The 25,870-nt window shown below is 66.0% G+C and carries 23 protein-coding genes and 1 pseudogene; 14 read left to right on the top strand and 10 right to left on the bottom strand.

Features of this window, described 5'->3' with window-relative positions; translation table 11 throughout:
- Window position 1: 1 nt before the first annotated feature.
- Entirely contained in the window at window positions 2-1,273 is a 1,272-nt protein-coding gene (locus C5F44_RS05545) for an ROK family transcriptional regulator (protein ID WP_235822532.1), read from the bottom strand.
- Between the two features lie 225 nt (window positions 1,274-1,498).
- Between C5F44_RS05545 and C5F44_RS05550 the strand changes: the two genes are divergently transcribed.
- The 5 genes and pseudogenes from C5F44_RS05550 to xylA all read left to right on the top strand — a co-directional run bounded on the left by C5F44_RS05550 (window position 1,499) and on the right by xylA (window position 7,505).
- Window positions 1,499-2,524, top strand: a complete 1,026-nt coding sequence (locus C5F44_RS05550) for a substrate-binding domain-containing protein (protein WP_107672525.1) — start codon at window positions 1,499-1,501, stop codon at window positions 2,522-2,524.
- Between the two features lie 149 nt (window positions 2,525-2,673).
- Window positions 2,674-3,993 (top strand): sugar ABC transporter permease, encoded by a 1,320-nt coding sequence (locus C5F44_RS05555; RefSeq protein WP_107672526.1) that lies wholly within the window; start codon window positions 2,674-2,676, stop codon window positions 3,991-3,993.
- Window positions 3,994-4,006: 13 nt separating this feature from the next.
- Window positions 4,007-4,768, top strand: coding sequence for an ATP-binding cassette domain-containing protein (locus C5F44_RS05560; protein ID WP_107672527.1), 762 nt, complete (start codon window positions 4,007-4,009; stop codon window positions 4,766-4,768).
- Window position 4,769: 1 nt separating this feature from the next.
- Window positions 4,770-6,206: a xylulokinase gene (xylB, locus tag C5F44_RS05565; protein ID WP_107672528.1), complete on the top strand. Its 1,437-nt coding sequence runs from the start codon at window positions 4,770-4,772 to the stop codon at window positions 6,204-6,206.
- A pseudogene (gene xylA, locus C5F44_RS05570) lies at window positions 6,203-7,505 on the top strand (xylose isomerase). Before xylB ends, xylA begins: the two are co-directional and overlap by 4 nt.
- On the opposite strand, the gene C5F44_RS05575 reads toward xylA, so the two are convergent.
- Window positions 7,496-8,368: a YihY/virulence factor BrkB family protein gene (locus C5F44_RS05575; protein ID WP_181318194.1), complete on the bottom strand. Its 873-nt coding sequence runs from the start codon at window positions 8,366-8,368 to the stop codon at window positions 7,496-7,498. The pseudogene xylA and the gene C5F44_RS05575 overlap by 10 nt on opposite strands.
- A 111-nt stretch (window positions 8,369-8,479) precedes the next feature.
- Between C5F44_RS05575 and mgrA the strand changes: the two genes are divergently transcribed.
- Window positions 8,480-9,511, top strand: coding sequence for an L-glyceraldehyde 3-phosphate reductase (gene mgrA, locus C5F44_RS05580; RefSeq protein WP_107672530.1), 1,032 nt, complete (start codon window positions 8,480-8,482; stop codon window positions 9,509-9,511).
- Window positions 9,512-9,514: 3 nt separating this feature from the next.
- On the opposite strand, the gene C5F44_RS05585 is transcribed toward mgrA, so the two are convergent.
- Window positions 9,515-10,459, bottom strand: coding sequence for an Lnb N-terminal periplasmic domain-containing protein (locus tag C5F44_RS05585; protein WP_235822533.1), 945 nt, complete (start codon window positions 10,457-10,459; stop codon window positions 9,515-9,517).
- 5 nt (window positions 10,460-10,464) lie between these two features.
- Window positions 10,465-11,220 (bottom strand): bifunctional 2-polyprenyl-6-hydroxyphenol methylase/3-demethylubiquinol 3-O-methyltransferase UbiG, encoded by a 756-nt coding sequence (ubiG, locus tag C5F44_RS05590; RefSeq protein ID WP_107672692.1) that lies wholly within the window; start codon window positions 11,218-11,220, stop codon window positions 10,465-10,467.
- A 53-nt stretch (window positions 11,221-11,273) separates the two neighbouring features.
- On the opposite strand from ubiG, the gene pip reads away from it, so the two are divergent.
- Window positions 11,274-12,242 carry a prolyl aminopeptidase gene (gene pip / locus C5F44_RS05595; protein ID WP_107672531.1) on the top strand — a complete coding sequence of 323 codons (969 nt, stop codon included), beginning with the start codon at window positions 11,274-11,276 and terminating at the stop codon, window positions 12,240-12,242.
- Here pip and C5F44_RS05600 read toward each other — a convergent pair.
- The 3 genes from C5F44_RS05600 to C5F44_RS05610 are packed head-to-tail and all read right to left on the bottom strand — an operon-like array spanning window position 12,239 to window position 14,552.
- Complete coding sequence (locus tag C5F44_RS05600; protein ID WP_107672532.1) at window positions 12,239-13,366, bottom strand: CaiB/BaiF CoA transferase family protein; 1,128 nt, start codon at window positions 13,364-13,366, stop codon at window positions 12,239-12,241. The two genes, pip and C5F44_RS05600, sit on opposite strands and share 4 nt — an antisense overlap.
- 3 nt (window positions 13,367-13,369) lie before the next feature.
- Window positions 13,370-14,011 (bottom strand): DsbA family protein, encoded by a 642-nt coding sequence (locus tag C5F44_RS05605; RefSeq protein ID WP_107672533.1) that lies wholly within the window; start codon window positions 14,009-14,011, stop codon window positions 13,370-13,372.
- A gap of 10 nt (window positions 14,012-14,021) precedes the next feature.
- Window positions 14,022-14,552, bottom strand: coding sequence for a DUF721 domain-containing protein (locus C5F44_RS05610; protein ID WP_107672534.1), 531 nt, complete (start codon window positions 14,550-14,552; stop codon window positions 14,022-14,024).
- 80 nt (window positions 14,553-14,632) lie between these two features.
- Here C5F44_RS05610 and C5F44_RS05615 point away from each other — a divergent pair, with 80 nt between their 5' ends.
- The gene (locus C5F44_RS05615) at window positions 14,633-15,691 is read left to right on the top strand and encodes an A/G-specific adenine glycosylase (RefSeq protein WP_412917528.1); all 1,059 of its coding nucleotides are present in this window, start codon (window positions 14,633-14,635) and stop codon (window positions 15,689-15,691) included.
- A gap of 49 nt (window positions 15,692-15,740) precedes the next feature.
- Entirely contained in the window at window positions 15,741-16,889 is a 1,149-nt protein-coding gene (locus tag C5F44_RS05620) for an alkane 1-monooxygenase (RefSeq protein WP_107672535.1), read from the top strand.
- Window positions 16,890-17,003: 114 nt separating this feature from the next.
- Here C5F44_RS05620 and C5F44_RS05625 read toward each other — a convergent pair whose 3' ends face one another.
- The 3 genes from C5F44_RS05625 to cbbR form a co-directional block, all read right to left on the bottom strand.
- Window positions 17,004-18,125, bottom strand: a complete 1,122-nt coding sequence (locus tag C5F44_RS05625; protein ID WP_107672536.1) for a site-specific DNA-methyltransferase — start codon at window positions 18,123-18,125, stop codon at window positions 17,004-17,006.
- Between the two features lie 88 nt (window positions 18,126-18,213).
- The gene (locus C5F44_RS05630; protein ID WP_107672537.1) at window positions 18,214-18,843 is read right to left on the bottom strand and encodes a ribonuclease HII; all 630 of its coding nucleotides are present in this window, start codon (window positions 18,841-18,843) and stop codon (window positions 18,214-18,216) included.
- Window positions 18,844-18,846: 3 nt separating this feature from the next.
- The gene (gene cbbR, locus C5F44_RS05635; protein ID WP_107672538.1) at window positions 18,847-19,815 is read right to left on the bottom strand and encodes a LysR family regulator CbbR; all 969 of its coding nucleotides are present in this window, start codon (window positions 19,813-19,815) and stop codon (window positions 18,847-18,849) included.
- 93 nt (window positions 19,816-19,908) lie between these two features.
- Between cbbR and C5F44_RS05640 the strand changes: the two genes are divergently transcribed.
- Genes C5F44_RS05640 through fba form a run of 5 tightly spaced genes read left to right on the top strand, consistent with a single transcriptional unit; the run spans window position 19,909 to window position 25,859 of the window.
- Window positions 19,909-20,910: a class 1 fructose-bisphosphatase gene (locus C5F44_RS05640; RefSeq protein WP_107672539.1), complete on the top strand. Its 1,002-nt coding sequence runs from the start codon at window positions 19,909-19,911 to the stop codon at window positions 20,908-20,910.
- Window positions 20,911-20,916: 6 nt separating this feature from the next.
- Window positions 20,917-21,789, top strand: coding sequence for a phosphoribulokinase (locus tag C5F44_RS05645; RefSeq protein WP_107672540.1), 873 nt, complete (start codon window positions 20,917-20,919; stop codon window positions 21,787-21,789).
- Between the two features lie 18 nt (window positions 21,790-21,807).
- On the top strand, window positions 21,808-23,784 hold the full coding sequence (gene tkt / locus C5F44_RS05650; RefSeq protein WP_107672541.1) for a transketolase: 1,977 nt from the start codon (window positions 21,808-21,810) through the stop codon (window positions 23,782-23,784).
- Window position 23,785: 1 nt separating this feature from the next.
- Entirely contained in the window at window positions 23,786-24,787 is a 1,002-nt protein-coding gene (gene gap, locus C5F44_RS05655) for a type I glyceraldehyde-3-phosphate dehydrogenase (protein WP_107672542.1), read from the top strand.
- Window positions 24,788-24,800: 13 nt separating this feature from the next.
- Entirely contained in the window at window positions 24,801-25,859 is a 1,059-nt protein-coding gene (fba, locus tag C5F44_RS05660; protein ID WP_107672543.1) for a class II fructose-bisphosphate aldolase, read from the top strand.
- Window positions 25,860-25,870: the final 11 nt, after the last annotated feature.

The raw sequence follows: 25,870 nt of genomic DNA on the forward strand, positions 1-25,870 counted from the left end.
GCTATTGCGCCGCGATCTCGCGCGCGGCCGGGGCCAGCAGCCCTTCGGTCACCGCCGACAGGGCCAGCGCCGCCGCCCCATGCGCCCAGAGCAGATCGCCCCAGGCGTGAATCTCGATCGGCGGGCGGGGGCGGCCGGTATCAATGGCAAGGCTGTCCATCTCGGCCAGCGTCTCGGCGGCATACAGATAATCGTAGCGCATCCGTTCGCCCGACAGGATGATCAGCGCCGGGTCGAACAGGTTGATCACGTTCGACAGGCCCACCGCCAGATAGCGCCCCGCGCGGCGGAAGATGCTGCGCGCGGTGGCATTGCCGGCCTTGGCATGGTCATACAGGCTTTCCAGCAGCACGTTGATCGGCTGGCCTTCCTTGTGGCCCCAGTTCAGCGCGGTCGAGGCCTCGCGCGCCAAGGCATAGTCGGCGACATAGGCTTCAAGACAGCCGCGCTGGCCGCAGCGGCACAGCGCCCCGTCCAGCTGCACCTTGGTGTGCCCCAGCTCCATTCCCAGCCGCTGCGCGCCGCGATAGATGCGGTGGTTCATCACGAACCCCATGCCGACGCCATGTTCGATGGTCACGACCGCAAAGTCCGACAGGGCGCGGCCGGCCCCGAACCACAGTTCGGCCAGCGCGACAAGGTTCGCGTCATTGTCGATCGAGACCGGCAGCGACAGCCGGGCGGCGGCGGCGGCGGCCAGCGGCACCTGCCGCTCGGTCAGCACCGATGACCACAGCACCATGCCCTCGGCCACATCGACAAAGCCGGGCACGCCGATCCCCACGGCCGACAGGTCCGCACGGGCCAGCCCGGCCTTGGCGCAGACCCGGTCAAGCAGCGTTTCCACCGCATCCAGCAGGTCTGTCAGGCTTAGCGGACCGGGGCGCCGCGGGATCACGTCGTCCGCGATCAGCGTTCCGGCGAAATCCACGATCACGGCGGTATGCTCGCGGTCCGACAGCTTCATCCCGGCCACGCGATGCGCCCCGGTGCGCACGCCAAGCGCCACCGCGGGGCGGCCGCGCCCGGTGGCCTCGGGGTCGCGCGGGGCGGGCAGTTCCTCGATCAGCCCGGCCTCGATCAGTTCCTGCGTGATGGTGGTGACCGAGGCCGGCGAGACCGCCAGTTCCCGCGCCAGCGTGATCCGCGGAATCAGCCCGGCCGCGCGGATGCGTTCAAACACCTGCTGGCGCAGCGGGCGCTGGCCTTCGGACAGCGGGGGAATCAGCGGGCCGACGCCGCGCCGTGGCTCTGCCTCCCGTTCTTTCTGCATCTGCAGCACATTTTCTTCAGTCATCGAAGCAAGAACCGCCGGATATGCTGCCTTCGCCCCGGCATATTGCTGCAAAGCGGCGAAATCTGGCATGGTGTCTGATGGATCAAGGATTGTCGGCAAATTTATATTTTGACAACTGAAATTATTGGCGCCAATTTTCCCCCGTATCGGCGAATCTGCCGAACCGGCCTTGGAGGAGGCCGTATCGAACGGGAGGATACAATGCAGAAGGTTTTTCTGGCCGCAGTGATTGCTGCGGCGGGCTTCTCCACGGCTGCGCTGGCCGAGGGCAAGAAGATTGGCGTGTCCTGGGCGCAGTTCCAGGAAGAGCGCTGGAAGATCGACGAAGCCGCGATGAAGGCCGCCATCGAAGCCGCCGGCAACGAATACGTTTCGGCTGACGCGCAATCGTCGGCGGAAAAGCAGCTTTCGGACGTGGATGCCCTGATCGCCCAAGGCGTGGACGCGCTGATCATCAACGCCTGGGACAAGGACGCCATCGGTCCGGCCATCGAAAAGGCCGCCGCCGAAGGGATTCCGGTCGTCGGCTATGACCGCCTGATCGAAGACAACCGCACCTTCTATCTGACCTTCGACAACGTGGGCGTCGGCCGCATCATCGCGGAAGAAGTGTTCAAGCTGGCGCCGAAGGGCAACTACGCCATCATCAAGGGCGACCCGGGTGACCCGAACGTCGGCTTCCTGCGTCAGGGCATGGAAGAGGTGATCGGTGCGGCCGTGGCCTCGGGCGACATCAAGATCGTCGGCGAAGCGAACTCGGACGGCTGGAAGCCCGAGAACGCCCAGAAGAACATGGAACAGATCCTGACCGCCAACAACAACGCGGTGGATGCCGTCCTGTCGCAGAACGACGGCATGGCCGGTGGGGCTGCCGCCGCGCTTGCGGCGCAGGGCCTGAATGTTCCGCTGGGTGGCCAGGACGGCGACCTTGCCGCGATCAACCGCGTCGCGCGCGGCACCCAGACCGTTTCGGTCTGGAAGGACGCGCGTCAACTGGGCAAGGCCGCCGGCGAAATCGCCTCGGCCCTGGCCGATGGGGCCGCGCTGGATGCGGTGCCCGGCGCGACCAAGTTCTCGGGCGGCGAGAAGGGCGTTGAAATGAACGCCATCCTGCTGACGCCGACGCCGATCACCAAGGAAACGCTGAACGTCGCGATCGACGCGGGCCACATCACCAAGGAAGCCGCCTGCGAAGGCGCGCTTCCCGACGTGGCGGCCTGCAAGTGATCTAGGCCGATCTTCCGGCGCCGCCTGACCGGGCGGCGCCGGGTTTTTCCCAGTCGGGTGGTTTCGCGTCAGGTTTCTGGCGTCGCCCGTGCGCCTTTGCACAGGCGGGCATTCCCGGCCAGTTCCCCTCTCAAAGGTTGGACGAGGACATGAGCGACTCTCCTCATTCTGCACAGACCACGACGCCCGGCGAAGGCGCGGTCCGCCGCTTTCTGCGCGCCACCGAAATTGACCCCCGCCTGCTGGGTATGGTGGGGGCCCTTCTGCTGATCTGGCTCGGCTTTCACCTTTACGGTGTTTGGGTGCTTGGCGAAGGCTCCTTCCTGACCCCGCGCAACCTTTGGAACCTGTCCGTGCAGACCGCGTCCATCGGCATCATGGCCACGGGCATGGTTCTGGTCATCATCACCCGCAACATCGACCTGTCTGTCGGCTCCATCGTGGGCGTGGTGGGCATGTATACCGGCCTGTTGCAGGTGGAATGGCTCCCGCCCATGATGGGGCTGGGCAATCCGATGATCTGGGTCATCGCGGTTGTCTTCGGCATCACTTTGGGCGCGCTGATCGGCCTGTTCCACGGGCTGCTGATCGCCTATCTGGCGATCCCGTCCTTTATCGTCACCCTTGGCGGTCTGATGATGTGGCGCGGCATGGCGTTTCTGGCTTCGAGCGGGCGGACGATTTCGCCGGTCGACACCACCTTTGCCTTGCTGGGTGGCGGGCCTTACGGCGCTATCGGCGCGACAGGAAGCTGGATTCTCTGCGCCATTGCCTGCGCCGGGATCGCCTGGGCAATGATGCGCGGCCGCGCGGCGCGGAAGCTGCATGGTTTTGCTCTGCGCCCGATCTGGGCCGAGTATGTCGTGGGCGGCATCAGCGCCAGCGTGGTTGTCATCGCCACCCTGGTGGTGAACGCCTACCCTTGGCCGAAAGGCATTCTGAAAGACTATTATGCAAAGCTGGGTCAGGACGTGCCTGAGGGCGCCTTCATAGCCCACGGCTTTGCCTATCCGGTCATCATCATGGTTGCCGTGGTTTTGATGATGACGGTTCTGATGACCCGTACCCGGTTTGGCCGGTATGTCTTTGCCATTGGCGGCAACCCCGAGGCCGCAGCGCTTTCGGGCATCAATACCCGTGCGATGACGGTCAAGATCTTTGCGCTGATGGGCGCTTTGGCCGGGATTGCCGCCATCATCGCCAGCGCCCGGCTGAACAGCGCCACAAACGCGTTGGGGGATCTGGATGAACTGATGGTGATCGCGGCGGCCGTGGTGGGCGGCACCTCGCTCGCCGGGGGGGTCGGGACGATCTATGGCGCGATCATCGGCGCGCTGGTTCTGGTGTCGCTGCAGACTGGTATGGTTCTGATCGGCTTCGGAGACGGGTCTTACCGCAAGATCGTGATCGGCGTGGCGCTGGTGCTCGCCGTCTATCTCGACATCGTTTACCGCAAGCGCATCAAGTGAAGGGGCCAAGACCATGGTAGACAGAACCGGAACCCCGCTTGTCGAACTGCGCGACATCTCGATCGCCTTCGGCGGCATCAAGGCCGTGGATCATGTCACGGTCGATCTTTACCCCGGCGAGGTGGTGGGCCTTCTGGGCCACAACGGCGCGGGCAAATCGACGCTGATCAAGTGCCTCTCGGGCGCCTATCGCAAGGATTCGGGCCAGATCCTGATCAACGGGCAAGAGGTTGAGATCCGCGATCCCCGCGACGCCCGCGCCCAGAACATCGAAACGATCTACCAGACGCTGGCGCTGGCCGACAATCTGGACGCCGCCTCGAACCTGTTTCTGGGGCGTGAACTGGTCAACAGCTTCGGCTTCGTGGACGAATCGAAGATGGAGGCCGAAACCCGCAAGATCATGGGCCGGCTCAACCCGAACTTCCGCAAGTTCAACGTGCCGGTCAGCGCCTTGTCGGGCGGTCAGCGCCAGTCGGTCGCCATCGCGCGGGCGGTGTATTTCAACGCCAAGATCCTGATCATGGACGAACCCACCGCCGCGCTTGGCCCGCATGAAACGCAGATGGTGGCCGAGCTGATCCAGGAGTTGAAGAAGCAGGGTCTGGGCATCTTCCTGATCGAGCATGACATCCATGCCGTGATGGACCTGTGCGACCGCGCCGTGGTGATGAAGAACGGCCAGCGCGTCGGAACGGTGGATGTGAAGGACGTGACCGACGATGACATCCTGGGGATGATCATCCTGGGCAAGAAGCCCCCGCAGGCCTACTGACATGTTCATCGGGCTGGATCTGGGCACTTCGGGCCTCAAGGGCGTGCTGATGACCGAAACGCAGGAGGTGGTCGCGGAAGCGACCGCCCCCCTGTCGGTGCAGCGGCCGCAGGAAGGCTGGAGCGAACAGTCCCCGGCCGACTGGATTGCCGCCGCCGAGACGGTGTTCGACCGGCTGGCGGCGCAGGGGCTGGGGCAGGTGCGGGGCCTTGGCCTTTCGGGCCAGATGCACGGCGCCACCCTGCTGGACCGCGCCGATGAGGTGCTGCGGCCCTGCATCCTGTGGAACGACACCCGCAGCCATGCCGAGGCCGCCGAACTGGACGGCGACCCGATGTTCCGGCGGTTGTCGGGCAACATCGTCTTTCCGGGCTTCACCGCGCCCAAGCTGATGTGGGTGGCCCGGCACGAACCGGCGCTGCGGGCCAGGGTGGCCAGGGTGCTGCTGCCGAAGGATTACCTGCGCCTGTGGCTGACCGGCGAACATGTCGCCGAAATGTCCGACGCGGCCGGAACGGCCTGGCTTGATACCGGCGCGCGCGACTGGTCGGATGATCTTCTGGCCGCCACCGGGCTGGACCGCAGCGCGATGCCGCGCCTGGTGGAAGGTTCGCAGGTCTCGGGCGTGCTGCGCCCGGCGCTGGCGGCCCGCTGGGGCCTGCCGAAAGGCGTGGTCGTGGCCGGCGGCGGCGGCGACAATGCCGCCTCGGGCGTGGGCGTCGGCGTGGTGCGCGCGGGCGAGGCCTTCGTTTCGCTGGGCACCAGCGGCGTGCTTTTCGCGGCAAATGACGGCTACCAGCCCGATCCCGCCACCGCGGTGCATACCTTCTGCCATGCGCTGCCCGACACCTGGCACCAGATGGGGGTGATCCTGGCCGCCACCGACGCGCTGAACTGGTATGCGCGGCTGGTGGGGGCCGATGCGGCGGCGCTGACGGGCGAACTGGGCGCCTTGCAGGCCCCGGGCAAGACCGTGTTCCTGCCCTATCTGGGCGGCGAACGCACGCCGCTGAACAGTGCGTCCGTCCGGGGCGCCTTTGCCGGGCTGGAACATGCCACCGACCGCACGGCCGCCACCCGCGCGGTTCTGGAAGGTGTGACCTATGCCCTGCGCGATTGCCGCGATGCGCTGGCCGCGACCGGCACCCGGATCGGGCAATTGCTGGCGGTTGGCGGCGGGTCGCGGTCGGATTACTGGCTGCGCCTGATCGCCACCGCGCTGGACGTGCCCGTCGCGCTGCCGGTGGCGGGCGATTTCGGCGGTGCCTTCGGCGCGGCGCGGCTTGCGCTGATGGCGGCCACCGGCGCCGGGGCCGAGATCGCGACGCAACCCCGGATCGCCCGGGTGGTGGAACCTGACCCCCGTCTGACAGCGGCCTTCGATGCGGGCCACGCCCGTTTCCGCGCCGCGCAAACTGCACTCAAGGATCTGACATGACCGATTTCTTCAAGGGCACTCCCCGCCATCCGTTACGAAGGCCCCGAAAGCCGCAACGAATTTGCCTTCCGCCACTACAACCCCGATGAACTGGTGATGGGCAAGCGGATGGAAGACCATCTGCGGTTCGCCGTGGCCTACTGGCACAGCTTCGCCTGGCCGGGCGGTGATCCCTTCGGCGGCCAGACCTTTGACCGGCCCTGGTTCGGCGACGGGCTGGATCTGGCGCGGCTCAAGGCCGATGTGGCCTTCGAGATGTTCGACATCCTTGGCGCGCCGTTCTACTGCTTCCACGATGCCGACGTGCGGCCCGAAGGCGCCACCTTCGCGGAAAGCCTGAAGAACCTGACCGCCATCGTCGATTACCTTGAGGAAAAGCAGGCCCGCCACAAGACGCGCCTGCTGTGGGGCACCTCGAACATGTTCAGCCACCGGCGCTGGATGTCGGGTGCGGCCACCAACCCTGATCCCGATGTTTACGCCTATGCCGCGGCCACGGTGAAGGCCAACATGGATGCAACGCACCGTCTGGGCGGGCAGAACTATGTGCTTTGGGGCGGGCGCGAAGGCTATGAGACGCTTCTGAACACCGACCTCAAGGCCGAGCGCGACCACGCCGGGCGCTTCCTGCAACAGGTGGTCGAATACAAGTACAAGATCGGCTTCAAGGGCACGATCCTGATCGAGCCCAAGCCGCAGGAACCCTCGAAGCACCAGTATGATTACGACGTGGCCACGGTCTATGGCTTCCTCAAGGAATTCGGCCTTGAGTCCGAGGTGAAGACCAACATCGAACAGGGCCACGCCATTCTGGCCGGCCACAGCTTCGAACATGAAATCGCGCTGGCGGCGGCCCTGGGCATCTTCGGGTCCATCGACATGAACCGCAACGATTACCAGTCGGGCTGGGACACCGACCAGTTCCCGAACAACCATGCGGAAAAAGCGCTGGCCTTCTACGAAATCCTTCGCGCGGGCGGCTATACCACCGGCGGCACCAACTTCGACGCCAAGGTCCGCCGTCAGTCGCTGGACCCGGAAGACCTGATCCTGGCCCATGTCGGCGGCATGGACACCTGCGCGCGGGCGCTGAAATGCGCCGCCGCAATGCTGGAAGGCGGAGAGCTGGAAGCCGCCCGCCGCGCCCGCTATGCCGGCTGGGAGACGGCACCTGCCAAGGCCATGCTGACGGGCACGCTGGAACAGGCGGCGGTGCGGGTCACGTCCGAAGGGCTGGAACCGCAGCCGAAATCCGGCCGGCAAGAGCGGCTGGAAAACCTGTGGAACCGCTACATCTGAGGGGGGCGCTGCCGGCGCCCCCGGCCCATCTGGCGCAACAGGTTGGCGCGGTCATGCAGTTCGGCATTGATCGCGCCGCCGACCAGCACCGCCCAGACCGAGAAGTAAAGCCACATCATCAGGATCACCACCGCCCCGATCGAGCCGTAGATCCGGTTGTAGCTGTTGAAATTCGCCAGATAGAGCGAAAACCCCATCGAGACGCCGGCCCAGGCCAGCGCCGCGAACATCACGCCGACGCTGATCCAGGGCGACCGGAACCCGCCCGGCACATTGGGGCCAAAGCGATACAGCAGCGACAGGCAGGTCAGCACGAACAGGAACATCACCGCCCAGGGCAGCACGCGGGTCAGCCGCCCCTCGAACGCGCCAAGCGGCAGATAGGCCAGCATGATGGGCATGATCACCACCGTGGCCAGCGCCACGATCAGCGCGCCGATCAGCGCCATGGTCAGCACGAAATCAACGGCATAGCCGGCGATCCAGCCGCGCGGGCGGGCGCGGTGCACCACATCCAGCCCCTGCACCAGCGCCGACACCCCGGCCCGCGCGGAATAAAGCGCGATGGCCAGCGAAAGGAAGGTCGCCCAGCCCAGCGTGCTGCGCGGCGCGGTCAGAAGCCCCGTCACCTGGTCATGCACCAGCACCGCCGCCTCATGTGGCAGGAAACGCTCGGCCATGGACAGATAGCCGCCGATCACCGCCGGATCGGCCATCAGCGACCAGATCGCCACCACGGCGGCAAGGCCGGGAAACACCGCGAACAGGGCGTAGAAGGCCACGCCCGCGGCGATCAGGCCAAAATGGCCGTCGCCCACCCGGGTCAGCACGGCCAGAACGAAGCGCCGAAGATGGTGCAGCATTTTCATGGGCGCAGTGTCGTGTGAAACCACCCCGCGCGCAACCATGGCCGGCAGGGCTTGATGCCCCCGCCCCGGTCATGGGATCAGCCGATGCAATGAAGGAGAACCGCAATGCCCTGGACCGCCGCCGATGACCGGCATGACAAGATGATCTACCGGCGCTGCGGCCGCAGCGGGCTGATGCTGCCGGCCATCAGCCTGGGGCTGTGGCACAACTTCGGCGATGACACGCCCCATACCGTGAAACAGGCCATCTGCCGCACGGCGCTGGATCACGGGATCACCCATTTCGATCTGGCCAACAACTACGGCCCGCCGCCCGGCAGCGCCGAACAGGCGTTCGGCGAAATCCTGCGGACCGATTTCGCCGGCCTGCGCGATGAGCTGATCATATCCAGCAAGGCCGGTTACCGCATGTGGGACGGGCCCTATGGCGAATGGGGCAGCCGGAAATACCTGATCGCCAGTTGCGACCAAAGCCTGAAGCGGCTGGGGCTGGATTATGTGGACATCTTCTATTCCCACCGCTTCGATCCCGACACCCCGCTTGAGGAAACCATGGCCGCGCTGGACCATATCGTCCGGTCAGGCCGTGCGCTGTATGTCGGGCTGTCCAGCTACAACAGCGCCCGCACCCGGGAAGCGGCGGCGATCCTGCGCGATCTGGGCACGCCTTGCGTGATACATCAGCCCAGCTATTCCATCCTGAACCGCTGGGTCGAAAAGGACGGGCTGAAGGACACGCTGGCCGATCTTGGCATCGGCTCCATCGCCTTCACCCCGCTGGCGCAGGGGATTCTCACCTCGAAATACCTGAACGGCGTTCCGGCGGGCAGCCGCGCGGCGCAGGGCAAATCGCTGGACCCGTCGATCATCACGCCCCGCGCGCTGGACTCGGTCCGCGCGCTGGCCAATATCGCGGCGTCGCGCGGGCAGACGCTGGCGCAGATGGCGCTGGCCTGGGTGCTGCGCAACGGCGGCATCACCAGCGCGCTGATCGGCGCCAGCCGCCCCGAACAGGTGACAGACTGCGCCGGGGCCATCGGCAACCTGGATTTCAGCCCCGAAGAGCTGGCCGCCATCGACGCGATTGCCGAGGAACCGGCGGTGAACCTCTGGGCGCGGTCGTCCGAGACGGAGTGACCGCTACTCCTGCCGGATCCAGCGCGAGAAATCCGCGCCCGCGGGCATTTCGCGGGCGCGCGGGCTGATCAGGGCCCGGGCGCGCTTGTCGGCCAGCGTGCCCGGCCCGGCCAGCGCGCCGAAACGGTCCAGGTATTCCGGCAGATAGCCCGAAAGCAGCAGGCTGCGGTCCAGCGGCAGGTCGGGCGACAGCACCCGCGACAGCCGCCAGACCACGGTGGTGCAATTGGCGGTGACGGTGTTGTACCAGCGCGGCCGGGCGTTCAGGTCGTTGCCCAGTTGGACAAAGCCCAGAAAGACCTGGCGCAACTGGTCGGGCGTCAGGGTCAGCGGGTAAAGCCGCACCTCCTCGCCGCGCGGCACGGCCCGCCATTGCACGATGTCGGCCTCATCCGCGGCGATCAGCGACAGTTCGAACTGCCGGAAGAACCCGCCAAGGGCCGAGAAGCTCTCGCCCTTCTCGCGCCGGATCTCGACCGAAAAGGTCAGCGGCGGCGCGTCCGAAAACCGGAACGACACCAGCAGATGCGCAATATCCGGGTTGCCCCAGACCGAGGTGATCATGTCCGCCCCGGTCAGGTGCGACAGGTTGACGGTGCGGCTGGTCCAGTCCTGCACGGCGGCATGGTCGGCGCTGGTCCAGCGGAAGGCGCGGATGTTCTCCAGCGTGACCGTATCGCCCGTGACCTGCCCGCGCACGATGCGGGCCACGTCCGGCTCCCAGTCGCGGTCCTGCCGGGGGGGCAAGGTGAAGAACCACAGCAGCAGCGCCCCCGCCACCAGCACCAGCCCCGTCCAGCCCCAGCCGGGGCCCAGCCGCAGCCAGACCACGGCGGCCAGGGCGCCGGCAAGGGCAGCCAGCGCCAGCGGGCGCGCGGCGGGAAACTGAACCCACAGCATGGGGCCGGCCCAGGCCGCGAACAGGGCCAGCGCCAGCCAGAACAGCACGGCCCTCACCGGCGCAGGCTGGCGGTGACGTAGTTCACCGACAGGTCGCGGTCCGAGATCGACCAGCGCCAGGTGATGGGGTTGAACACCATCCCCTTGCGGTCCACCGGATCAAGCCCGGCGCGGCGGATCAGGTCATACAGCTCGTCCGGGGTGATGAACTTCTGCCAGTCATGGGTGCCCTTGGGCAGCCAGCGCATCACATATTCCGCCCCGACAATGGCCATCGCAAAACTTTTCGGATTGCGGTTCAGCGTCGAACAGATCATCAGCCCGCCGGGTTTCAGCAGATCATGGCAGGCGGTCAGATAGGCCAGCGGGTCCGAGACATGCTCGACCACTTCCATGTTCAGCACCACGTCGAACCGCTCGCCCGCCTCGGCCAGCGCCTCGGCGGTGGTGTTGCGGTAGTCGATGGTCAGCCCCGACTGTTCGGCATGAAGTTTCGCCACCGGAATGTTGCGCGGCGCGGCATCGGCGCCCACGACCGTCGCCCCCAGCCGCGCCATGGGTTCCGACAGAAGCCCGCCGCCGCAGCCAATATCCAGCAGCCGCAGCCCGGCAAAGGGCTGCTGCGTCGTCAGGTCGCGGCCGAATTCGGCGGCGATCTGGCGGGTGATATAGTCCAGCCGGCACGGATTCATGTTGTGCAGCGGCTTGAACTTGCCGTTTGGGTCCCACCATTCGGCGGCCATGGCTTCGAACTTGGCCACCTCGGCGGCATCCACCGTGCCCGTTCCGGGCGCTGTATTTGCGTGCATCGCGTCTGACATTGCTTTCGACTCCGTCACCCTGCGGCTATATATAGAACGCAATGGACCACAGATCAGGCCAAAGACGCGCGTTCGACATGTTGTACCCGCCGATCGACCCCTTCGATCAGCGCGTGATCGACGTTGGCGATGGACACCGTGTCTATGTCGAACAATGCGGCCACCCGCAAGGCGAACCCGTGGTCGTGTTCCATGGCGGGCCGGGCGGCGGTTGCAGCCCGACGATGCGGCGCTATTTCGACCCGGCGCATTACCGGGTGATCCTGTTCGATCAGCGCGGCTGTGGCCGGTCACGCCCCCATGCCAGCGTGGCCTCGAACACCACCTGGCATCTGGTTTCGGATGTCGAGGTGATCCGCAAGCAACTGGGGATCGACCAGTTCATCGCCTTTGGCGGAAGCTGGGGCGCCACCCTGGCGCTGATCTACGCGCTGACCCACCCCGAACGGGTGAAGCAGCTTGTCCTGCGCGGCGTCTTCCTGATGACCCGGTCCGAGCTGGACTGGTTCTATGGCGGCGGGGCCGGCGCCTTCTTCCCCGAGGTGTGGAACCGCTTCGCCAATGCCGTGCCGCCCGATGAACGCGGCAACCTGATCCTTGCCTATCACCGGCGGCTGTTTTCCGGCAACATGATCGAGGAAACCCGCTTCGGCCGGATCTGGGCGCATTGGGAAAACGCGCTGGCCTCGATCCAGCATGACGGGCATGTGGGCGAAAGCCCGGCCGATTACGCCCGCGCCTTTGCCCGGCTGGAAAACCACTACTTCCAGAACGGCGGCTTCCTGCAATGCGACGGCTGGATCTTGCGGGAACGCAAGCGCATCGCCCATATCCCGGCAACGGTGGTGCAGGGCAGGTATGATATGGTCTGCCCCCCGGTTTCGGCCTGGAAACTGGCCGAGGGCTGGGATCACTGCCAGATCCGCATGATTCCCATGGCAGGCCATGCCCTGTCCGAACCCGGCATCAGCGAGGCGCTGGTCCGCACCATGGACGGGCTGCGGGCCTAACCCAGCACCTCGTCCTGATGTTCGCCCAGTTTTGGCGCGGCGCGGCCAAGGGCCAGTTCGGCGCCCGAAAAGGTGATGGGCGTGCGCACGCCCGGAATGCCGTCCACCTCGATCTGCATCTTTCGCGCCACCACCTGCGGGTCGGCAAAGACCTCGACCAGATCGTTGATCGGGCCGGCGGGCACGCCTTCCGCTTCGCAGGCGGCAAGCAACGCGTCCTTGGTCCAGGTGCGGGTCACGGCGGTCAGCCGGTCGGTCAGCGCGACGCGGTTGGCAACGCGGCTGGCATTGGTCAGGAAATCGGGCGCCTCGGCCATGTCGTGCAGGCCAAGGATGCCGCACAGCTTGCGATACTGGCCGTCATTGCCGGTGGCGATGATGATCCAGCCATCGGCACAGTCGAACACCGCATAGGGGGCAAGGTTCGGGTGGGCATTGCCCATCTTGCGCGGGGCGGTGCCGGTGGCCAGGAAGTTCATCGCCTGATTGGCCATGATGCCGGTCGCCACATCCATCAGCGCCATGTCGATCTGCTGGCCCTGCCCGGTGGTGCCGCGCTGCACGACGGCGGCCAGAATGGCGGTGGCGGCATAGATGCCGGTAAAGACATCGGTCACCGCCACGCCCACCTTCTGCGGCTGGCCCGCGGCCTCGCCGGTCACGCTCATCAGCCCGGCCATGCCCTGAATGATGAAATCGTATCCGGCCCGGTGCGCATAGGGCCCGTCCTGCCCGAAGCCGGTGATGGAACAATAGATCAGCCGCGGGTTCACCTGGCGCAGGCTTTCGTAATCCAGCCCGTATTTCGCCAGACCGCCAACCTTGAAGTTCTCGATCACCACATCGGCCCCGGCCACCAGCCGGCGCACGGTTTCCTGCCCCTCGGGGGTGCGGAAATCGCAGGTGATGCTCTTCTTGCCGCGGTTGCAGCAGTGGAAATAGGCGGCGGAACGGTCGCCGTCCCTTTCAAGGAACGGCGGCCCCCAGCGGCGGGTGTCGTCGCCTTCGGGGGCCTCGACCTTGATCACCTCGGCACCAAGGTCGGCCAGTGTCTGGCCGGCCCAGGGGCCAGCCAGAATCCGCGCCAGTTCGATGACGCGAAGTCCCTCCAGCGGCGCGGCCATGGATCAGCCCGCCAGCTTGGCGTCGATGATGGCCTTGAGGTCGTTGTAGCTCATGTTCGAGTGTTTCTCGCCGTCGATCATCAGCGTCGGCGTGCCTTCAATGCCGTCGGCCTTCATGTTTTCTTCGAACCGCTTGACCATGGCATCCACCTGTTTGGCATCGGCCAGACAGGCATCAAGCTGTTCGTTGGTCAGCCCCGCCGTGATGCCGATGGTGCGCAGCTTGCCGATCACGACATTCGGGTCCTGGTCGGCCAGCCATTCGGCCTGCTGGTCGAAGAGCATGTCCGAAATGCCGAAATAGCGCAGATCGCCACCGCAGCGCGCCACCAGCGCGGCCCACAGAGCGAAGCGGTCGAAATAGACTTCGCGGTAGGTGAACTGCACCTTGCCGGTGTCGATGTAATCGGCCTTGAGCGGCTTGAACACCGTTCTGTGGAAATTGGCGCAATGCGGGCAGGTAAAGCTGGCATATTCGACAATCTTCACCGGCGCGTTCGGATCTCCCAGCGAGAAATCCTTCACCTCGGGCAGGGCCTCCGGCGTGGCGGGCGTCTCGGCGGTGGTCGTCTCTTGCGCCCAGGCCGGAAGCCCGGCCATCGCGGCGGCCATCGCCATCAGCGCCCGTCTGTTGATTGTCGTCATGGAGTGGTCCTCATTCAGCCTTGTGGCGAGTTAAGATGTTTTGCGCCAGCCGTTCAAGCGCGGCCCGCAGGCCCGGGTCGCCCACGGCGGCGGTTTCGGCGCTGGCGCGTTCGGCCAGCGCCGGGTCAACCGGGGCAGGGGCCTTGGGCGCGGCGGTGAATTGCGCCTGGCCTTCGGCAAAGCCAAAGGCCGAGGTTTGCGTTAGCAGGATGCGCGAAATCGCGTTATATCCGTAGACGGCATTGACCCGCGTGCGGATGGTGTCCTTCTGCATCTCGATGATCGGGGCGGCGGCGCCCTGCACCAGAAGCGTGAGGCTGCCGCCCATGCCTTCGCGGCCATAGCCCACCTTGACCGGCCGGGTGACGCGCGCGATGTCCTCGCCCACCACCTCGGGCCAGTGGGTCACCAGCCGGGCCACGGCAAACCCGCGCGCCTCGCCGGCATGGCGCAACTGGCCCTGCATCAGCGAGAAGGCCGGTTCGAACCCGCGTCGGCGGTGTTCGCTTGAAGGTTTCGCAGGGGCGGGTGTGCGGGCCATCTGGTCCTTGCCTTTTCGCGGGCTATCTTAGCGAAAGTTCGTGGCCCCGCCACCATGTCGGGAAGAAGAGAGCATAAAGATTGCGTGACGCCTTCCCCCTGTCCGATCAGGACGCCGCCCCCGAACTTCTGGCTTGGTATGACCGCCACGCGCGGGTGATGCCCTGGCGTGTCGGGCCGGCCGAACGGGCGGCGGGCGTGATGCCCGATCCCTATCGCGTCTGGCTGAGCGAGGTGATGCTTCAGCAGACCACCGTGGCCGCCGTGCGCGATTATTTCCGCCGCTTCACCGACCGCTGGCCCGATGTCCAGGCGCTGGCGGCGGCGCGGGATGATGATGTGATGGCCGAATGGGCGGGGCTTGGCTACTATGCCAGGGCACGCAACCTGCTGAAATGCGCCCGCGCGGTGGTGGCGCGCGGCGGGTTTCCCGGCAGCCGCGACGGGCTGCTCACACTGCCTGGCGTGGGGCCCTATACGGCCGCCGCCGTGGCCGCGATTGCCTTCGATGAACCGGCGGCGGTGGTCGATGGCAATGTCGAACGGGTGATGGCGCGGCTCTTCCTGGTGGAAACCCCGCTGCCCGCCGCCAAGCCCGAGCTGACCCGCCTTGCCGCCGGGCTTACCCCGCAGGACCGGCCCGGCGACTATGCGCAGGCGGTCATGGACCTTGGCGCAACGATCTGCACGCCGCGCAGCCCGGCCTGTGCCCTTTGCCCCTGGTCGCACCGCTGCCGTGCCCGGATGGAGGGCGTGCAGGCCGGCCTGCCCCGCAAGGCCGCGAAGACGCCCAAGCCCACGCGGCAAGGCACGGTCTGGGCGCTGCGCCTGCCGGTGGGCTGGGTGCTGGAACGGCGGCCCGACAGGGGCCTTCTGGGCGGCATGTGGGGCCTGCCCGGCGATGGCTGGGACGGCAGCCCCGGCGGCCCGCCCCCGGCCAGCACCGACTGGATCGAGGCTGGCGAGGTGCGCCACACCTTCACGCATTTCCACCTGCACCTGCGCGTGCTGGCCGCCCGGGCCGAGGTGCCGTTGCAACGTGGCGCGCCGGTGCCGGCAGACGGCTTCCGCCCCTCGGATCTGCCCACGGTCATGCGCAAGGCGCTGGCACTGGCGGATGCGGCATTGACCCACGCTTGAGGCTGGCGCCCAGAGGCGTATCCTGCAGCCGCCCTGAGGAGGCTGTTTCATGACGACTCTTTCCCCGCAGGAGGTTGCCCGCCCGCGCGCCGCCCTGCCGTTCTTTCTGTCTTACGGAACCATCCCGCTGGCCTTTCTGGGGGCCTTTGCAGGCGGGTTCTGGGTGATCGCCCTGCCGGTCTACTGCTGGTATCTGTTCTCGATGCTGGATGCGGTAACCGGGCTGAACCTTGATGACGCCAGCCCGGACACCCCCGAAGACCATCTTGGCCTGTATCGCCTGCTGACCATGGCCTGGTTTCCGGCGCAGTTCGCAACGCTGTGCTTCATGCTGTGGTATGTGCCGCAGGCCCCGCATCTGGACCTGGGCGCCCGGCTGGGCCTGTTCTTCGGCATCGGGGTGATGACCGGCACCATCGGCCTGCCCTATGCGCATGAACTGCTGCACCAAAGCCCGCGGATCGAACGCTGGCTGGGCGATCTTCTGCTGGCAAGCGTGCTCTACTCGCATTTCCGCAGCGAACACCTGCGCGTGCATCACATCTATGTCGGCACGCCGCGCGATGCGGTGACGGCCCGCTACAACGAAGGCTTCCACCGCTATTACGCGCGGGTGCTGCGCGATTGCCCGCGGTCGGCCTGGGCGGCGGAAAAGGCAATGCTGGCGCGGCGGGGCCGTCCGGTGTGGCACCTGTCCAACCCGTTCTGGCGCTATGGCGCGCTGCAACTGGCCATGCTGGCGCTGGCGCTGCTGCTGGGGGGCTGGGCCGGGCTGGGGCTGTTCCTGTTCCAGGCCGGGGTGGCGGTGTGGCAACTGGAGCTGACCAATTACGTCGAACATTACGGTCTGACCCGGCGGTATCTGGGCGACGGCCGCTATGAACATGTCCAGCCGCGCCATTCCTGGAATGCGGCCCACCGGGCAACGAACTGGCTGCTGATCAACCTGCAGCGCCACTCCGACCATCATTACAAGCCCGACCGGCGGTTTCCGCTGTTGCAGAACTATCCCGCAGACGAGGCGCCGCAACTGCCCTTCGGCTATCCGATGATGACCTTCGCCGCGATGATCCCGCCCTTGTGGCGCCGGGTGATGAACCCCCGCGTGCGGGCCTGGCGCAAGACCTTCTACCCCGACATCACCGACTGGCACGATTACAACAAGGGCCGCACCCCCCTGCCGCACGGCGCCCCTTAAGCCGCGCAAAGCGCCATTGCCACGCGAAAAGGCCCCGCCATGCAGGCATGGCGGGGCAGTGGCGTTTCCGGGCGGTCCGGGAACGCAGGCGTCGGAATTCCGGGTTGGAAAGGGTCAGTTCGGGCGGGTGCCCCCGGCCTCCATCTCGGCACGGATCTGCTGGCGCAGGATGTCGATCGGAATCATCTTGCCGTCGCGCTTGAAGTGCCAGTAGGTCCAGCCATTGCAGCTTGGCGCCCGTTCATAGGCGGCGCCGACCTGATGGATCGACCCCTTCACGTCATTGCCGACCAGCGTGCCGTCGGCGCGGACCTTGGCCTTGTAGCGGTTGCCGATGGAATACAGCTCTTCGCCGGGGCGCAACATGCCGCGTTCGACGACCTGCCCGAAGGGCACCCTCGGTTCGGCCCGTTTCGAGCCGGTCACTTCCAGCGCCGAGGCGTCATACTTGCGAACCCGCGCAAGCCGTTCGCTGGCGGCCTTGCGATAGGCGGCCTCGCGTTCGATCCCGATGAAATCGCGGCCCAGCATCTTGGCCACCGCGCCGGTGGTGCCGGTGCCGAAGAACGGGTCAAGCACCACGTCGCCGGGGTTGGTGGTGGCCACCAGAACCCGGTGCAGCAGCGCCTCGGGCTTCTGCGTCGGATGCGCCTTGTCGCCGTTTTCATCCTTCAGCCGTTCATGGCCGGTGCACAGCGGAATCACCCAGTCCGACCGCATCTGCACGCCGTCGTTCAGCGCCTTCAGCGCCTCATAGTTGAAGGTGTATTTGGCCGTTTCATCCCGGCTGGCCCAGATCAGCGTCTCATGGGCATTGGTCAGGCGCTTGCCCTTGAAATTGGGCATCGGGTTCGACTTGCGCCAGACCACGTCGTTCAGCAGCCAGAAGCCCTGGTTCTGCAACTCGGCCCCCAGACGGAACACGTTGTGGTAGCTGCCGATCACCCAGATCGCGCCATTCGGCTTCAGTAGCCGCTTGGCCGCCTTCAGCCAGCGGCGGGTGAAGTCGTCATAGGCCGCGAAGGATGAGAACTGGTCCCAGTGGTCATCCACCGCATCGACAAGGCTGTTGTCGGGGCGAAGCAGCTCACCCTTCAGTTGCAGGTTATAGGGCGGATCGGCGAAAATCAGGTCAACGCTGCCGGCGGGCAGCCCTTCCATGACCTCGATACAGTCGCCGTCAAGGATCTGGTTCAGCGGAAGCACGGGCTCCGCCTTGGTCTTGGTGATGCTCATTCTCTGCCTCTGTCCCCGGCATCTTGGTGTGCCGATGTTGGGCCCCAGAATGAGTCAGCCGCGAATCGCCGTCAAATTCTTTTTTGAATCAAGAGGTTACTGATTTCTCTTGGCACAAGATGTTGTGGACGGGTGCGAAGGAACGCCTATGCCAAGGGGTAACACCAATTTGTAGAAGCGCCTGAAGATGCGCCTTGGTGGGGTATCCGGCGTTCTTTTCCCAGCCATAGCCGGGGTGCTGTTGCGCCAAATCCACCATGATCCGGTCGCGTGCCACCTTGGCCACGATCGAGGCGGCGGCGATGGACAGGCAGCGCGCGTCGCCCTTGACCACGGCCCGTGCCGGAAGGGCCAGCCCGCGCGGCAGCAGGTTGCCGTCGATCAGCGCGAAATCGGCCGGCAGCCCCGCAATGGCCCGCTCCATCGCCAGATGGCTGGCGCGCAGGATGTTCAGGCTGTCGATCTCCTCCACGCTGGCATGTGCGACCGAGACGGCCGCATGTTCCTGCAACCAGCCGGCCAGCCGGTCACGCGCGGCCGCGCTCAGCGCCTTGCTGTCGGCCAGACCGGGGGGAATACGGCCGGGGTCCAGCCGCACGGCGGCGGCCGTCACCGGGCCGGCCAGCGGCCCCCGGCCCACCTCATCGACGCCCACGATATACAGCGCGCCGGCGGCGCGGGCTTCGGTCTCGAATGTGTCATCGGGGGCGGTGCGCATCGGTCAGCCTGTCGTGGTCGGGGTTGCAACGGGGGTCGGCAGCACGGGCAGCACCGGCAGGAAAGAGCCGTTCAGGCTAAGGATGGTCTTCTCCAGTTCCCGCGTGGCGGGCAGGGCGGGCTGGTCCAGCCGCCGCACCAGGAACCAGTGCCGTTCCACCGGCAGTCCGGGCGCGGGCAGGGTGATCAGGCTGCCGTTGCGCAATTCGTCGGCCACCGTATGCAGCGACAGGAAGGCAATGCCCAGCCCCGCCATCACCGCCTGCTTGATCGTCTCGTTCGACCCCATCTCGACCAGCGACCGTGGCGCCCCTTCGCCCAGCCGTTCCAGATAGCGCATCATCAGGATGCGGGTGCCCGAACCCGGTTCGCGCGCGATGAAGGTCTCGCCCGACAGATCGGCGGCGGTCAGCCCCGCCATGCCGGCCAGCGGATGGTCGGGCGGGGCAATCACCCCATGCGGATGCGGGCCCAGCGGCCAGGCCTCGTTCGGCGGCGTGCGCGGCGGGCGGCCCATGATCGCCAGATCGAAATGCATCCGCTCCAGATCGCCCAGAATCTGTTCGCGGTTGCCCACCTCAAGCACCACCTCGATGTCGGGATGCAGCGACCGCAGCACCTTGACCAGACGCGGCGCGAAATACTTGGCGGTCGAGACCACGCCCAGCGTGACCCGCCCCGCGCGGCCATCGCGAAAGGCCAGCACCTGCTGCACCGCCTGGGTCAGCGCCGCGTCGATCCGGCCGGCGCTGGCCAGCATCACCTGCCCCGCCAGCGTGGGCCCGCTGCCCGATCCGTCGCCATGGCGATACAGCAGCGGCAGGCCAAGCGCCTCTTCCAGCATCTTGATCTGGCTGTGCACGGCGGGTGTGGTCAGCCCCAGTTCCCGCGCGGCGGCGGTCATCGACCCGGTCCGCGCCACGGTGGCCAGCGCGCGCAACTGGCGCAGGGTAATCATCTCGGCCGGGTTCATTAGATTTCCCTTAAACTGACGATAAGAGATTTAAATTCCATTTGATGTCAAAGCAAGTATGTAACTCTTGCTAGACAGCCATCGGGGATAAAGATGTCAACCCGCCGTGCCTTGCCCGAAACCCATGTTCCGGAACCCCTGCGCCCGCTGATGCAAAGCATCGCGACCGCCTCCATCTCTCTGGCCCGCCTGATTGCCCGAAACGGCATTGAGCACAAGTTGGGCGCCGATGCCGAAGCCACCAATGCCGGCGGCGATTCGCAGAAGGCGCTGGATGTCTGGGCGGACGATCTGTTCCTGAAAGCCGCCCGTGACGGGGGGGTGCGGCATTATGCCAGCGAAGAGCAGGATCGTGTCGTCGACCTTGGCGCCGGCGACTGGGCGCTGGCGATTGATCCGCTGGACGGGTCGTCCAACATCGACACCAACGTGTCGATCGGCACCATCTTCTCGATCTACGCCGCCGCCGACACGCCGGATGCCAGCTTCCTGCGCCCGGTCAGCGAACAGGTCGGCGCGGGCTATGTGATCTACGGGCCGCAGACGGCGCTGGTCGTCACGTTGGGGCAGGGCGTGCAGCGCTATGCGCTGGACTATGACACCGGCGCCTTCGTTCTGGTCGAGCCGCAGGTTTCCATTCCCCCGGAATCGAACGAATTTGCGGTGAACGCCTCGAACTACCGGCACTGGCCCAAGCCGATCCGCGCCTATGTCGATGATTGCGTGGCCGGCGTTGACGGGCCGCGCGGCAAGAATTTCAACATGCGCTGGATCGCCAGCCTGGTGGCCGAGGCGCACCGCATCCTGGCGCGCGGCGGGGTGTTCCTCTACCCGGCCGATGACCGCAAGGGCTATGAACGCGGCCGGCTGCGGCTGCTGTATGAATGTGCGCCGATTGCCATGCTGTGCGCGCAGGCCGGCGGCGGTGCCACCGACGGCACCGATCCGATCCTGCAGATGCGGGTGGAAACCCTGCACCAGCGCACCCCGTTCATCTTCGGCACCAGGGCCAAGGTCGCCCGGATCGCCGCCTATCACGACATGCCTGAAATCGAGTCCGCCCTGTTCGGGCGGCGCGGACTGTTCCGGAGCTGACAGATCATGAGCAAGCGTTTTCCCATCATTTCGGTCACCGGGTCGTCGGGTGCCGGCACCAGCACGGTGAAACACACCTTCGAACAGATCTTCCGCCGCGAAGGGATCAAGGCGGTGTCGATCGAAGGCGACGCCTTCCACAAGTTCAACCGCGCCGACATGAAGGCCGAACTGGCCCGTCGCGCGGCCGAAGGCGACCAGACCTTCTCTCATTTCAGCTATGAGGCCAACGAACTGGCTGAACTGGAGCGGGTGTTCCGCGAATACGGCGAAACCGGCAAGGGCCGCAGCCGCACCTATGTCCATGACGAGGCCGAGGCCGCCAAGACCGGTGTCGCCCCCGGCAACTTCACCGAATGGGCCCCGTTCGAGGAAGGGTCGGACCTGCTGTTCTACGAAGGTCTGCACGGATCGGTGGTGAACGATACCGTCGATCTGGCCCGCCTGGCCGATCTCAAGATCGGCGTGGTTCCGGTGATCAACCTTGAATGGATCCAGAAGATCCACCGCGACCGCGCCACCCGGGGCTATTCCACCGAAGCGGTGACCGATACCATCCTGCGCCGGATGCACGCCTATGTGCATTGCATCACGCCGCAATTCACCCGCACCGACATCAACTTCCAGCGGGTGCCGGTGGTGGACACGTCCAACCCCTTCGTCGCGCGCTGGATTCCCACGCCCGACGAAAGCCTTGTCGTGATCCGCTTCCGCAATCCGCGCGGCATCGACTTCCCCTATCTGGTGTCGATGATCGCCGGGTCTTGGATGACGCGGGCCAACTCCATCGTGATCCCGGGCAACAAGCAGGATCTGGCGATGCAACTGATCCTGACCCCGCTGATCGAGCGCCTTGTGCGCGACGCCAAGCGCGCCTGACATTCGGGAGAAAGCAAGATGAACGCCCCCACCAGAACGGTGTCCGAACGCGACATGGCCAACGCAATCCGCGCGCTGGCCATGGATGCGGTGCAGAAGGCGAACTCGGGCCACCCCGGTATGCCCATGGGCATGGCCGATGTGGCAACGGTGCTGTTCAACCGCTTCATCACGCTGGACCCGGCCGATCACCGCTGGCCCGACCGTGACCGTTTCGTCCTGTCGGCCGGTCACGGCTCGATGCTGCTTTACGCGCTGAACCACCTGCTCGGCTATCCCGACATGCCGATGGAGCAGCTCAGCCAGTTCCGCCAGATGGGCGCGCGCACGGCGGGCCACCCGGAATACGGCCATGCGCAAGGGATCGAAGTCACCACCGGGCCGCTGGGGCAGGGCATTTCCACCGCCGTCGGTCTGGCGCTGGCCGAACGCATGGCGGCGGCGCGCTTTCCGGGGCTGGTGGACCATTACACCTGGGTCATCGCCGGCGACGGCTGCCTGATGGAAGGCATCAGCCACGAAGCGGGCGATTTCGCCGGCCATCTGGGACTGGGCCGCCTGATCGTGCTTTGGGATGACAACAGGATCACCATCGACGGCGATACCGCGCTGTCCACCTCGACCGACCAGAAGGCCCGCTTTGCCGCCTACGGCTGGCATGTGGCCGACTGCGACGCGCATGATCCCGAAAGCATCGCCGCCGCGATCACGGCGGCCAAGACCGATCCGCGCCCCAGCCTGATTGCCTGCCGCTCGGTCATCGGCTTCGGCGCGCCGAACAAGCAGGGCGGCCATGATGTGCACGGCGCCCCTCTGGGCGCCGATGAGATTGCCGCCGCGCGGGCGCATCTGGGCTGGCCGCATGAACCCTTCGTCGTGCCCGACGCGATCCGCGACGCCTGGGCGCGGGTCTCGGCCCGGGGGGCGGCGGCCCGCATCAACTGGCTGCGCAAACTGGCCGCCCACCCCGACCGCGCCGCGTTCGAGGCCGCGCAGGCCGCCGACCCGGCCCCGCTGGCCCCGGCCATGGCGGCGCACAAGGCGAAACTGATCGCCGACAAGCCCAAGGTCGCCACCCGCAAGGCCAGCGAAATGGCCATCGAGGTGGTGGCGGGTGCGCTGCCCTTTGTCGTGGGCGGTTCGGCCGACCTGACCGGATCGAACCTGACCAGGGCCAAGTCGCAGAAATCTGTGAAGCCCGGCGATTTCTCGGGGTCTTACATCCACTACGGCATCCGCGAACACGGCATGGCGGCGGCGATGAACGGCATCGCCCTGCATGGCGGCTTCCGCACCTATGGCGGCACCTTCCTGGTCTTCGCCGACTACTGCCGCCCCTCCATCCGGCTGGCCGCGCTGATGGGTGTGCCCGTCACCTATGTCTTCACCCATGACAGCATCGGTCTGGGCGAAGACGGGCCCACCCACCAGCCGGTGGAAACCCTGGCCGGCCTGCGCTGCATTCCGAACCTGACGGTGATCCGCCCGGCAGATGCGGTGGAAACCGCCGAAGCCTGGGAAATCGCGCTGGCCTCGGCCACGACGCCCACGCTTCTGGCGCTCAGCCGGCAGAACCTGCCCACCCTGCGCAGCGATGCGGCCGAAAACCTTACCGCGAAGGGCGCCTATGTCCTGCGCGATGTGGCGAAACGCGACGTGACGCTGATCGCCACCGGGTCCGAAGTGGAAATCGCGCTGGCCGCCGCCGACCTTCTGGCCGCCGACGGCATCGCCGCCGCCGTGGTCTCGGCCCCTTCGTTCGAGCTGTTCACCGCCCAGCCGGATGATTACCGAACGGCCGTTCTGGGAACCGCGCCCCGCGTCGGCATCGAGGCGGCAATCCGCCAGGGCTGGGATGCGGTGTTGCGCAGCGACGACGCCTTCATCGGCATGACAGGCTTTGGCGCCTCGGCGCCCGCCCCCGCGCTTTACGCGCATTTCGGCATCACCAAAGAGGCCGCCGCCGCTGCGGCCCGCAAACTGACGGGAAAATGAGATGACGGTTAAGGTAGCCATCAACGGCTTTGGTCGGATCGGCCGCAACGTGCTGCGCGCGATCATTGAATCGGGCCGCACCGACATTGAGGTCGTGGCGATCAACGATCTGGGCCCGGTTGAAACCAACGCGCATCTGCTGCGCTTCGACTCGGTCCATGGCCGGTTCCCGGGCACCGTGACCACCGGCGAAGACTGGATCGACGCCGGTCGGGGCAAGATCAAGGTCACCGCGATCCGCAACCCGGAAGACCTGCCCTGGGCCAATGTCGACATCGCGATGGAATGCACCGGCATCTTCACCGCCCGCGACAAGGCTGCGCTGCACCTGAAGAACGGGTCGAAGCGTGTTCTGGTCTCGGCCCCGGCCGATGGCGCGGACAAGACCATCGTCTATGGCGTGAACCACGACACGCTGACCAAGGACGATCTGGTCGTGTCGAACGCAAGCTGCACCACCAACTGCCTGTCCCCCTTTGCCAAGGCGATCCATGACGCCATCGGCATCGAGAAGGGGATGATGACCACCATCCACAGCTACACCGGCGACCAGCCCACGCTGGATACGATGCACAAGGATCTGTATCGCGCCCGCGCTGCCGCCCTGTCGATGATCCCCACCTCGACCGGCGCCGCCAAGGCCGTGGGTCTGGTCCTGCCCGATCTGAAGGGCAAGCTGGACGGTTTCGCGATCCGCGTGCCCACGCCGAATGTCAGCGTCGTCGACCTCAAGTTCATTGCCAGGCGCGCCACCAGCGCGGACGAGATCAACGCCGCCATCAAGGCCGCCGCCGACGGGCCGCTGAAGGGCATCCTGGGCTATACCGAATTCAAGAACGTCTCGTCCGACTTCAACCACGACCCGCGGTCGTCGGTGTTCCATCTGGACCAGACCAAGGTGATGGACGGCACCTTCTGCTCGGTCCTGAGCTGGTACGACAACGAATGGGGCTTTTCCAACCGCATGGCGGACACCGCCGTCGCGATGGGCAAACTGATCTGAGGAACCGAACACCATGGCACTGATCACGCTTCGTCAACTTCTGGACCACGCGGCCGAACATGGCTACGGCGTTCCGGCCTTCAACATCAACAACATGGAACAGGGCCTGGCCATCATGGAGGCCGCGAAGGCCTGTGACGCGCCGGTCATCATCCAGGCCAGCCGCGGCGCCCGCAGCTATGCCAATGACATCATGCTGGCCAAGATGATCGAGGCGCTGGCGCAGATCTACCCGGAAATCCCGCTCTGTATGCACCAGGATCACGGCAACAACGAAAAGACCTGCCTCTCCGCCATCAAATACGGCTTCACCTCGGTGATGATGGACGGCAGCCTTGAGGCCGACGCGAAAACCCCGGCCAGCTATGACTACAACGTCAACGTCACCGCCCGCGTCGCCGAACTGGCCCATTGGGTGGGCGCTTCGGTCGAAGGGGAACTGGGCGTTCTGGGCAGCCTTGAAACCGGCAAGGGCGAGGCCGAGGACGGCCACGGCGCCGAGGGCGAACTGGACCACAGCCAGTTGCTGACCGACCCGGATCAGGCGGTGGATTTCGTGAAGAAGACGCAGGTCGATGCGCTGGCCATTGCCTGCGGCACCAGCCACGGCGCCTACAAGTTCAGCCGCAAGCCCACCGGCGACATCCTGGCGATGAACGTGATCGAGGCGATCCACAAGAAGCTGCCGAACACGCACCTTGTCATGCACGGCTCCTCGTCCGTGCCGCAGGATCTGCAGGACATCATCAACGAATACGGCGGCGCCATGCCGCAAACCTTTGGCGTTCCGGTCGAGGAAATCGTCCGCGGCATCAAGATGGGCGTGCGCAAGGTCAACATCGACACCGATTGCCGCATGGCCATGACCGGCCAGTTCCGCAAGATCGCCACCCAGAACAAGGCCGAGTTTGACCCGCGCAAGTTCCTGAAACCCGCGATGGATGCCATGCGCGATCTGTGCAAGCTGCGGCTTGAAGCCTTCGGCACCGCCGGACAGGCATCGAAGATCAAGGTCATCGCGATGGATGACATGGCCAAGCGTTACGCCAGCGGCGCGCTCAAGGCCGTCTGACAGGAGATACC

Origin of the sequence: Fuscovulum blasticum DSM 2131 (assembly GCF_003034965.1) — a bacterium.
Taxonomy (GTDB): Bacteria; Pseudomonadota; Alphaproteobacteria; order Rhodobacterales; family Rhodobacteraceae; genus Pseudogemmobacter; species Pseudogemmobacter blasticus.